10 protein-coding genes are annotated in these 10,186 nt (G+C 72.1%); 5 read left to right on the forward strand and 5 right to left on the reverse strand.

Annotation, left to right across the window (positions count from 1 at the left end; genetic code table 11):
- Positions 1-83: 83 nt before the first annotated feature.
- On the reverse strand, positions 84-1,016 hold the full coding sequence (locus tag ACFV9H_RS40520; protein WP_385408863.1) for a LysR substrate-binding domain-containing protein: 933 nt from the start codon (positions 1,014-1,016) through the stop codon (positions 84-86).
- Positions 1,017-1,226: 210 nt separating this feature from the next.
- Between ACFV9H_RS40520 and snpA the strand changes: the two genes are divergently transcribed.
- Entirely contained in the window at positions 1,227-1,886 is a 660-nt protein-coding gene (gene snpA / locus ACFV9H_RS40525) for a snapalysin (protein ID WP_385408865.1), read from the forward strand.
- A 262-nt stretch (positions 1,887-2,148) separates the two neighbouring features.
- Here the strand turns inward: snpA and ACFV9H_RS40530 are convergent, their stop codons facing one another.
- The 4 genes from ACFV9H_RS40530 to ACFV9H_RS40545 form a co-directional block, all read right to left on the reverse strand.
- Positions 2,149-2,733, reverse strand: a complete 585-nt coding sequence (locus ACFV9H_RS40530; protein ID WP_385408867.1) for a dihydrofolate reductase family protein — start codon at positions 2,731-2,733, stop codon at positions 2,149-2,151.
- Positions 2,734-2,822: 89 nt separating this feature from the next.
- A complete protein-coding gene (locus tag ACFV9H_RS40535; RefSeq protein WP_385408869.1) occupies positions 2,823-3,416 on the reverse strand; it encodes a GNAT family N-acetyltransferase in 594 nt (197 codons plus the stop codon).
- A 127-nt stretch (positions 3,417-3,543) separates the two neighbouring features.
- The gene (locus ACFV9H_RS40540) at positions 3,544-4,590 is read right to left on the reverse strand and encodes a family 2 encapsulin nanocompartment cargo protein polyprenyl transferase (protein WP_385408871.1); all 1,047 of its coding nucleotides are present in this window, start codon (positions 4,588-4,590) and stop codon (positions 3,544-3,546) included.
- 14 nt (positions 4,591-4,604) lie between these two features.
- Positions 4,605-6,011: a family 2B encapsulin nanocompartment shell protein gene (locus tag ACFV9H_RS40545; protein WP_385408873.1), complete on the reverse strand. Its 1,407-nt coding sequence runs from the start codon at positions 6,009-6,011 to the stop codon at positions 4,605-4,607.
- Positions 6,012-6,226: 215 nt separating this feature from the next.
- On the opposite strand from ACFV9H_RS40545, the gene ACFV9H_RS40550 reads away from it, so the two are divergent.
- The 4 genes from ACFV9H_RS40550 to ACFV9H_RS40565 all read left to right on the forward strand — a co-directional run bounded on the left by ACFV9H_RS40550 (position 6,227) and on the right by ACFV9H_RS40565 (position 9,631).
- Positions 6,227-6,682, forward strand: coding sequence for an RrF2 family transcriptional regulator (locus tag ACFV9H_RS40550; protein ID WP_385408875.1), 456 nt, complete (start codon positions 6,227-6,229; stop codon positions 6,680-6,682).
- 157 nt (positions 6,683-6,839) lie between these two features.
- Complete coding sequence (locus ACFV9H_RS40555) at positions 6,840-8,036, forward strand: globin domain-containing protein (protein ID WP_385408877.1); 1,197 nt, start codon at positions 6,840-6,842, stop codon at positions 8,034-8,036.
- 91 nt (positions 8,037-8,127) lie between these two features.
- Positions 8,128-8,718: an N-acetylmuramoyl-L-alanine amidase gene (locus ACFV9H_RS40560; protein ID WP_385408879.1), complete on the forward strand. Its 591-nt coding sequence runs from the start codon at positions 8,128-8,130 to the stop codon at positions 8,716-8,718.
- Between the two features lie 19 nt (positions 8,719-8,737).
- Positions 8,738-9,631, forward strand: coding sequence for a 1-aminocyclopropane-1-carboxylate deaminase/D-cysteine desulfhydrase (locus tag ACFV9H_RS40565; RefSeq protein ID WP_385408880.1), 894 nt, complete (start codon positions 8,738-8,740; stop codon positions 9,629-9,631).
- Positions 9,632-10,186: the final 555 nt, after the last annotated feature.

Below are 10,186 nucleotides of genomic sequence, written 5' to 3' on the forward strand. Positions count from 1 at the left end.
GGGGCTGGAACATCCAGCCTCGCCGGCGATTGAGGCGCGGGGTCTGGGGCGGAGCCCCAGCAGCGGCGGCGAGCCCGCTGGGATCACGCGGCCAGCAGCGGGCTCCCCCGGTCGTGCAGCCACCGGCGGTACGGCGCGGCACGCAGCGCGGCCTCGCGGTACGCCGCGCGGAGGTCCGCGTAGACCTCCGCGTGGGCCCCCGGCCGGGTCGCCAGCAGGAGCCGCACCGCGAGGGGGTCCCCGGACAGCGGCCTGATCGCCATGTCGTCCCGCGGCCCGGACGTCGGCTGGCAGGGCGCCACCGCCTCGCCGGAGACGATCAGCGAGGTCGCCGTGTGGTAGTCCGCGTGCAGCACCGGCGGGTCGAGCCCGGCTCCCGCGAACACCCGCCGCAGCCCGTCCCATTCGCCGTCCACCGAGGGGTCCACCGTCCACCGGTCCCCGGCCAGGTCCCGTAACTCCACCACGGACGACCGCGCGGCCGGATGGTCCCGGGACATCGACACGAACTGCGGCTCCCGCTCCATCAGCACCCGTACCTGCAACCCCGCGGGCACGGTCAGCGGGCTGCCCTCCACCTCGTGTACGAACGCCACGTCCAGCTGCCCCGAAGCCACCATCCTCAGCAGCGCGTTGGCGGAGACGTCCACCACCAGCGAGGTCTCGGTATCGGGCAGTCGCCCGTGCAGCCGGCGCAGCCACCCCGGCAGGGCCCGGCTGGCGGTGGAGCCGATGCGCAGCCGGGGCCCGTGGGCCTGAGCCCGGGCCTCCGCGACCAGCGCGGCCATCTCGGCGAGCAGCGGCCGGGCCCGGCCGAGGACCGTTCGGCCGAAGGGGGTGGGTCGGCAGCCGGTGCGCTCGCGCAGGAACAGTTCGCCCTCCAGGGCCCGTTCGATGCGGCGCAATTGAGTCGTCAGGGCGGGCTGGCTCACGCCGAGTTGCCGGGCGGCCTTGTGCAGACTGCCGGCGTCGGCGATGGCGCAGAGCGCCCGCAGGTGCCTGACCTCAAGCTCCATGCCCCAGAGGGTAGGCCTGGCCGGGCGAACCGCACCAGCCACCAACAGGCCGCCGAATCCCGCCATTCTCAAGGATGTTGACGTGCCGAAAGTTCCCGATAACCCCGTGTTATCGGCGGCTGACATCATCCGCCGCCCGCTTCCGCTCCCGCAGACTCCGGTACCGAACCACCACCCCCCACCGCACCGGACGAGTAGGAGCTCCCCCACATGCGCCACTCCCGCAAAGCCGCGCTGACCGGCGCCGCAGGCCTCGGCCTCGGCCTCGCCGCCGCCCTCGGCACCATCGCCCCCACGGCCAGCGCCGCCCCCGCCGGCAACGCGGCCACCTACGCCGCCTACGAGCGCTCACAGGAGAACGAGGCCGCGAACCGCGCCTTCTTCGAGGCCGTTCAGCGCTCGGTCGCCGAGCAGCGCGCCGCGAACCCCGGCGTGCTGGCCGTGACGGTCACGTACAACACCCGCAACGCGCCGAGCTTCCGCACCCAGATCGCCCGTTCCACCCAGATATGGAACAGCTCGGTGACCAACGTCAAGCTGCAGGAGGTGTCCTCCGGCGGGAACTTCTCGTACCGGGAGGGCAATGACTCGCGCGGCTCGTACGCGAGCACGGACGGGCACGGCAGGGGCTACATCTTCCTCGACTACCGGCAGAACCAGATCTACAACTCCACCCGGGTGACCTCACACGAGACCGGCCACGTCCTGGGCCTGCCGGACCACTACTCGGGTCCGTGCAGCGAACTGATGTCGGGCGGCGGCCCGGGCACCTCGTGCCAGAACGCGACCCCGAACAGCACCGAGCGGGCGCGCGTGAACCAACTGTGGGCCAACGGCCTCGTCGCCTCCGGGATGGGGGCGAAGGGCTGACCCGCTAGGTCTCCGGGGGAACGTACCGCGGGCACTCCGGGTTCCGACAGGGACCCGGAACCCATTCCGGAATGAAGATCCCCAGGGACTTGCGTCGCCTGAGCACCGTCTCGACGGGGCTCCCGCAGGCCGGGCACGTGTGCCGCTCGTGCCCGGCGTGCGGGGCGATCGTCTCGCGCGGGTGCTGCTGCTGTTCACCGGCCATATCTCTACGGTAGGCCGGTTTCCCACGTTCTGTCGGAATCGGAGGGGCCGCGCGGGATCAGCGCTTGACGGCGTACGAGGTGATGACCTGGCCGCCGCCGAGGGCGGTGCAGCCGGTCAGCTCCAGCGGGCGCACTCCGAATCCGGTCCGGGACATCGGCATGCCGGTCCCCACGACCACCGGGTACGTCTTGACGACGTACTCGTCGATCTCGTCGGCCAGCTGGGTCGCCAGGTCGGCGCCGCCGCACAGCCAGATGTCGAGGCCGTCCTGCGCCTTGAGCTCGCGGACCTTGGCGGCGAGGTCCCCGCTGATCAGCTGCACCTGCGGGTCCGGCGCCTCGGCGAGGGAGCGCGAGACGACGTACTGCTCGCGCATGTGGCCGTACGGGCTGGTCATGCCGGCCTTCAAGCCCGGCTCGTAGGTCCTGCGCCCCATGATCACCGCGTCGAAGCGCTTGGGCGCGGCGTCCTCGATCCCGAACTGCGCGCGTCCCGCGGCGGCGATGGTCTCCGGGTACTCGGCCTTCAGGTGGTCGATGAACTCGGGGTCGAGGAAGGCGTAGATGAAGTCGGCGTCGCCGTCCGGGGCTCCGATGAAGCCGTCGACCGTGGTGGCGATGAAGTACGTGAGCTTGCGCAAGCGAGTCTCTTCCGTTTGACAGTGCCGCCGCACCGGGGCACGTCGAGTAAAGTACTTCAGCTGTAGTGGTTACGCAAGCCCTATCCGTTCTACGACCGCGGCTTGCGCCACATCGGCCACATCGGCGGCCCGTCCGGCAGCCGTACCGCCTCGCCCGTGAACTCCCAGCCCAGTCGCTCATAGAGCCCCATGCTGCGCTCGCTGCTCGCCTCCAGGTACGCCGCCACGCCCTCGCGGTCGCAGCGCTCCAGCACGGGCCGGATCAGCGCGGTGCCCAGCCCCTCCCCCTGTCGGCCGGGGGCGACGGCGATCATCAGCAGGTACTCGTGCTCCTCCCCGGTGGGGTGCACCGCGCCCGTCAGCCGGCCGACCAGCTCGCACCGCTCGTTGTCCGGGTCGGCCACGGCCCGCATCTTCGCCGGGATCTCGTCCTCGCCCTCCGGCTCCCCCGCCGGGATCCGCAGCCAGAGCGCGGCCGCCGAGCCGTCCACGGCGTAGTCGATCCGACCCTCGGCGAGCGCCACGTCCACGAAGACCCCGAGGAACTTGCCGTGCACGGCGGCCCGGTGCTCGGGATCCGGGAAGACCCAGCTGCTCACCGGGTCGGTGCGGAAGGCCTCGTCGAGCAGCCGCGCCACCGCGTCCCGGTCCGACTGATCCGCCTGACGTATCTCCAGTGCCACTGGTCACACCCTTCACTCAAGCTTCAACGACCTTGAGTGATCCTAGAGTTGACCCACCTGCGCAGAAAGGCCCGTTCCGGCACCATGCGGCGCCGGAACGGGCCTTCCCCGCCCACCGTCTACGTGCTCACCGCGTGCGGCGCGTCACGAACTCGGCCAGCGCCAGCAGCCCGCCCGCCGCCGCGAGGTCCGGAACGGCCCGGGACAGCTGCTGGACGGCCCGGCCCATCCGGTCGGCGGCATGGGCCTGGGCCCAGTCGCGCCCGCCGGCCCGGTCCACCGCCTCGGCGGCCCTGCGTACGTCGTCCCCGGTCATGGGACCCGCGTACAGGGCGGCCAGCTCCTCCCCCGCCGCGGTGCCCGAGGTGAGGGCGGCCACGACCGGGAGGGACTTCTTGCGGGCGATCAGATCGGCCCCGGCGGGCTTGCCGGTGTGCCCCGGATCCCCCCAGATGCCGATCAGGTCGTCGATCAGCTGGAAGGCCAGCCCGGCCTCCCGGCCGAAGGCGTCCATCGCCTCGACCTCCTCCGGCCCGGCCCCCGCGTACAGCGCGCCCAGGGCGCACGCGCAGCCGAGCAAAGCCCCGGTCTTGGCGGTGGCCATGGCGAGGCACTCGTCGAGCGAGACGCGCGGACGCTGCTCGAACGCGCAGTCGGCCTGCTGGCCCGCGCACAGCTCGATGACACAGGCCGTGAGGCGGGCCGAGGCCTCCGCGGCGGCCGGGTGCGGGTCCTCGGCGAGCAGCCGCAGCGCCAGCGCCATCATGGCGTCGCCCGTGATGATCGCGTCCGGTGTCCCGAAGACGGTCCAGGCCGTGTCCCGGCCGCGCCGCTGGACGTCCCGGTCGATGACGTCGTCGTGGAGCAGCGTGAAGTTGTGCGCCAACTCGACGGCGACCGCCGCCGCCCGTACGGCGTCGTCCACTTGGCCGTCCGGGCCCCGCAGGGCCTGGGCGGCTGCCAGGACCAGGGCCGGCCGGATGGCCTTCCCCGTGGTGCCCGCGGCCGGGGTGCCGTCCGCGTGCTCCCAGCCGAAGTGGTACATCGCGACCCGCCGCATCGAACCGGGCAGGCTCTCGACCGTCCGGCGCAGCTGCGGGTTAACCGTTTCTCTCGTCCGTTCCAGCAGGGCGGCGGCTTCCTGTCCCTCGCCGGTGGTCAGGGCGGTGCCCATGGCGTTCCCGGCGCTCAGCGCCAGCGGCCGATCTCGACGTTCTCCAGGACGCCGAGCGCGTCCGGAACCAGCACGGCGGCGGAGAAGTAGGCGGTGACCAGGTAGGAGATGATCGCCTGCTCGCTGATGCCCATGAAGCGCACCGACAGGCTCGGCTCGATCTCGTCCGGGATGCCCGGCTGGTGCAGGCCGATCACGCCCTGCTCGTCCTCGCCGGTGCGCATGCAGAGGATGGACGTGGTGCGGGCGTCACTGATCGGGATCTTGCTGCTCGGGAAGATCGGCACCCCGCGCCAGGACGGCACGCGGTGGCCGTCGATCTCCACGGACTCCGGGTACAGCCCGCGCTTGTTGCACTCGCGGCCGAAGGCGGCGATCGCCTTGGGGTGGGCGAGGAAGAGCTTGGAGCCGCGCCGCATGCTGAGCAGCTGGTCCATGTCGTCGGGGCTGGGAGCGCCGTCGTGGGGTTGGATGCGCTGGTCGTAGTCGGCGTTGTGGAGCAGGCCGAAGTCGGGGTTGTTGAGCATCTCGTGCTCCTGGCGCTCGCGCAGCGCCTCGACCGTGAGCCGCAACTGCTGCTCGGTCTGGTTCATCGGCTGGTTGTACAGGTCGGCGACGCGCGTGTGCACCCGCAGGACCGTTTGCGCGATGGAGAGTTCGTACTCGCGCGGGCGGGCCTCGTAGTCCACGAAGGTGCCGGGGAGCACGGCCTCGCCCTGGTGGCCGGCGGAGAGGTCGATCGCGGCCTCGCCGTACTTGTTGGTGTGCTGCGCGGGCATGGTCCGTACGCGCTCCACGTGCTCGCGCAGCGAGTCGACGCGGTCGGCGAGCAGTCGGAAGTCCTGGCGGGTCAGGACCAGGGCGGTGCCGGCGGTGGCGGCGCGGGCGGTGTACTCCCAAATCGATTCTTCATCGACGAGGGAGTCCTCGCCGAAGAAGGCGCCGTCGGCGACGGTCTGCAGGACGGCGTCGTCGCCGTAGGGGCCGGGGCCGACGTGGTCGATGCGGCCGTGGGCGAGGAGGAACACCTGGTCCGAGGGGCTCCCGAAGGAGGTGAGCTCCTGGCCGGGCTCGAAGTCGATCTGGCGGCACCGCCGGGCGAGTTCGGCGAGTACTTCCTCGTCCTCGTAGTCGCGCAGGAGCGGGAGCTCGCCGAGCTCGGCGGGGATGACCTGGACCTGGGTCCCGGTCTTGATGAACTCGACGACGCCGTTGCCGACGGAGTAGCTGAGCCGGCGGTTGACGCGGTAGGTACCGCCCTGCACCGAGACCCACGGGAGCATCTTCAGGAGCCACCGCGAGGTGATCTCCTGCATCTGCGGCGCGGACTTGGTCGTGGTTGCCAAGTTCCGCGCGGCCGATGTCCCGAGACTGCGCTGCGGCGTCTGGGCCTCGGATTCGGAACCTGCCTGGACCGACATGAATTTCCCTTTCGATCACTCCATGGATCTGCGGGACTCAGCCTTTCATTACGTAGCGTGGTGGGACCATTACACAAAAGGGTGGGACTACTCCGTCCGGGTGCGGGGCAGGCTTTGAGGCCCACTCCTGCCCCACGGGCCTCACGAGCCCCTCGGCGCCCACCACTTCCGGCCATTAATTTGCATTGAGGATGCAAGTTTTCTACGGTCGAGACATGCGGCTCACCCGATTCACCGACCTGGCCCTGCGCGTCCTGATGCGCCTGGCCGTCGCGGAGACGGACCTCCCCACCACGCGCGACGTGGCGGCGACCATGCGGGTCCCGTACACCCACACGGCCAAAGTGGTCGCCAGGCTGCAGCACCTCGGCCTGGTCGAGGCCCGGCGCGGTCGCGGTGGCGGGCTCGCCCTGACCCCGGCCGGGCGCGCCGCCTCGGTGGGCGGGGTGGTCCGCGAACTGGAGGGCCCGGGCGACGTCGTGGACTGCGACCGCACCACGCCCTGCCCGCTGCGCGCCGCCTGCGTGCTGCGCGGCGCATTGCGCCGCGCCCAGGAGGCGTTCTTCGCCTCGCTGGACCCGTTGACGGTGAACGACCTGGTGGCGGCCCCGACCGGCCCGCTGCTGCTGGGCATTTCGGGCCGGCCGCCGACGGGGGCCGAAAGGCCCTGACGATCCGGGCCGGATGGCCGATTTCCGCCCACCACCGGGCCACTTAGGCTCAACCTGACAGGGTCCGCACCGCGGCGGACCTTTTTTCGGCCCAAAAATGCGCATCTCAGATACCAATTAGTTCCACCCCTGCACCACCCACACGCGAGGAGTCCCGATGCTTTCCGAGAAGTCGACGGCGACCGTACGAGCCACCCTGCCCGCCGTCGGAGCCGCGATCGGCGACATCACGGAGCTCTTCTACGGCAAGCTGTTCGCGGCCCACCCGGAGCTGATCCGCGACCTGTTCAACCGGGGCAACCAGAACGCCGGCCTCCAGAAGCAGGCCCTCGCCGGCTCCATCGCGGCCTTCGCGACCCACCTCGTCGCGCATCCCGACATCCGTCCCGACGTGATGCTGAACCGCATCGCCCACAAGCACGCCTCGCTCGGCGTCACCCGCGAGCAGTACCCGATCGTCCACAAGTACCTCTTCGAGGCCATCGTGGAGATCCTCGGCGAGGCCGTCACCCCCGAGGTCGCGGAGGCCTGGGACGAGGTCTACTGGCTGATGGCGAACGCCCTCGTCACCATCGAGGAGCGCCTCTACGCCGAGCGGCAGGTGCTCGCGGGCGACGTCTGGCGCGAGTGGACGGTCGCCGCCCGCGTCGAGGAGACGGCGGACTGCACCACCTTCCAGCTCGCTCCGGCCGACGGCGCCCCGGCCCCCTCCTACAAGCCCGGCCAGTACGTCTCCGTCCAGGTCGAACTCCCGGACGGCGCCCGCCAGATCCGCCAGTACAGCCTCTCCACCTCCCCCGGCTCCGCGGTCCGCGCGATCACCGTCAAGCGGGTCCACGGCCCGGCCGCGGCGGGCCCCGACGGCGAGGTCTCGGGCCACCTGCACGCCCGGGTCCAGGTCGGCGACACCCTGCGCGTCTCGGCCCCGTACGGCGACCTGACCCTGCGGGACTCCAACGCACCGGTCCTGCTCGCCTCCGCCGGCATCGGCTGCACCCCGATGCTCTCGATGCTGGAGCACCTGGCCGACACCGCGCACACCGCGCCGGTCACCGTGCTGCACGCGGACCGCTCCCCCGCCGACCACCCACTGCGGGGCGACCACCGGGCCCTGACCCACAAGCTCGCGGACGCCTCCGCCCACTTCTGGTACGAGGAGTCGGCCGAACCCGGCCACCACACCGGCCACATGGACCTCGGAGCCGTCCCCGTCGCCCCCGGCACCAAGGCCTACCTCTGCGGCCCGCTCCCCTTCATGCGGGCGGTGCGCGAGCAACTGCTCGCCAAGGGCGTGCCGGCCGCCGACATCCACTACGAGGTGTTCGGCCCGGACCTGTGGCTGGCTTCCGCGTGACGGGTGGCCGGATCACGCCCTAGCCCCGGAACGGCCGCTTCCACTAAACCGGAACGTGACGATACGCACACGCACCGTAAAGGAGGCGGTCATGGCCGCACCCATGTCCGCGGACCGGTTCATCGACGCATTGCGGGACGAGGGCCTGACCGTCGTCGAAGTCGGCGCCTGGCGCACCCACAACCGCAACCACAAGGGCCCCTGGGGCCCGGTGCACGGGGTGATGATCCACCACACCGTCACGCACGGCACCCCGCACACCGTCCAGCTCTGCCGCGAGGGCCACTCGGCCCTCCCCGGCCCGCTCTGCCACGGCGTGATCGCCAAGGACGGCCGCGTCCACCTCGTCGGCTACGGCCGCGCCAACCACGCGGGCGCCGGGGACCACGACGTCCTGGCGGCGGTGATCGCGGAGAAGCGCCTCCCGCCGGACGACCGGGCGGACACCGACGGCAACCGCCACTTCTACGGCTTCGAGTGCGAGAACCTCGGCGACGGCGAGGACCCCTGGCCGGCGGTCCAACTGGAAGCCATCACCCGCGCCGCGGCGGCGATCTGCCGGGTCCACGGGTGGACGGCCCGCTCGGTCATCGGCCACCTGGAATGGCAACCGGGCAAGATCGACCCCAAGGGCTTCACGATGAACTCCCTGCGCGACCGCGTCGAGGAGCGCCTGAAGTAACACCGGGGACAATGGCCTGGTGACCCACCCCGAACTGCTGCCGCGTCCGCCGTCCCCGCTCGTCGAGGTGGCGGACGAGCGGTTCGACGCGCGGGGGGTGCGGCTGCTGCTCAAGCGGGACGACCTCGTCCATCCCGAGCTGCCCGGGAACAAGTGGCGCAAGCTCGCCCCCAATCTGCGGGCCGCGGTAGAGGCGGGGCACTCCGAGCTCGTCACCTTCGGCGGGGCCTACTCGAACCACCTGCGGGCCACCGCCGCGGCCGGGCGGCTGCTCGGCATGGGGACCGTCGGGGTCGTGCGCGGGCACGAGCTGGCCGGGCGGCCGCTCAACGACTCGCTGGCCCGGTGCGCGGCCGACGGAATGCGGCTGCACTTCGTCTCCCGGCCGGAGTACCGGCGCAAGGGCGAGCCGGAGGTGCTGGCGCGGCTGGTGAGCGAGGCCGGGGCGGAGGGCTCGTACGTGGTCCCCGAGGGCGGGAGCAATGCCCTCGCCCTGCACGGCTGCGCCGAGCTGGGCCGCGAGCTGCGGGGTGCGGCCGATGTGGTCGCCGTGGCCTGCGGGACCGGCGGCACCCTGGCCGGACTGGCCGCCGGACTGGACCCCGGGCAGCGGGCGCTGGGCGTGCCGGTGCTGGCGGGCGGCTTCCTGGACGCGGAGATACGTTCCCTCCAGGCGGCCGCCTTCGGAGGGCCGGCCGGCGCCTGGAGCCTGGCCGAGGGGTACGACCACGGCGGCTACGCCCGTGTGCCCGCCGAACTGGACGCCTTCGCCGCCGACTTCGAGCGGCGGCACGGCGTCTCGGCGGAGCGGATCTACGTCGCCAAGCTGCTGTGGGCGCTGACCGACCTCACCGCGGCCGGCGCGTTCCCCCGCGGCACGACCCTGACCGCCGTCATCACGGGCCGCCCGTAGCCCTCCCCGAACCGGCAGACTCCACCGCGTGCCTCCCGGCGGGGCCGGCTTTGCCCCCTGGCCGGGACCGGCCCGGCCTGTGCGGCGCCGCGTGCCTCCCGGCGGGGCTGGGGTTGTCCCCTGGCCGGGACCGGCCTGGTCGGGGCGGCTTCGCTGCCGGGGCTCTGCCCCGGACCCCGCGCCTCAATCGCCGGCGAGGCTGGATTTTCCTGGGCCGGGATCGCCCTGGGTTGGGGCGGTGCCCCGCCGGAGCATCTCCTCGTCCTCGCGCACTTGGCAGGTGCTTCGACAAGTGAGGGTGGTTGCGCGCTCGTCCTGCGGGGACACTCCGGCGTGTCCCCACCCCAACGGCACGCTCCCGCCCAGGGGTGCGGGCTTGGCTGACGGAAGAGCAGGGGGCACTGCACGCTCCCGACCCGCGTGGGCGGGGTTTTGGTCGTCGGGGGGAGCGGGGGCACTGCGGGGCGTCCCCGCAGGACGAGCGCGCAACCATGGCTCAGCAGCCCGGATGACCCTCAGTGCGCGAGGACGAGGAGACGCCCCGGAGGGACACCG

The sequence above is a fragment of the Streptomyces sp. NPDC059874 genome, from assembly GCF_042731135.1.
Classification (GTDB): domain Bacteria; phylum Actinomycetota; class Actinomycetes; order Streptomycetales; family Streptomycetaceae; genus Streptomyces.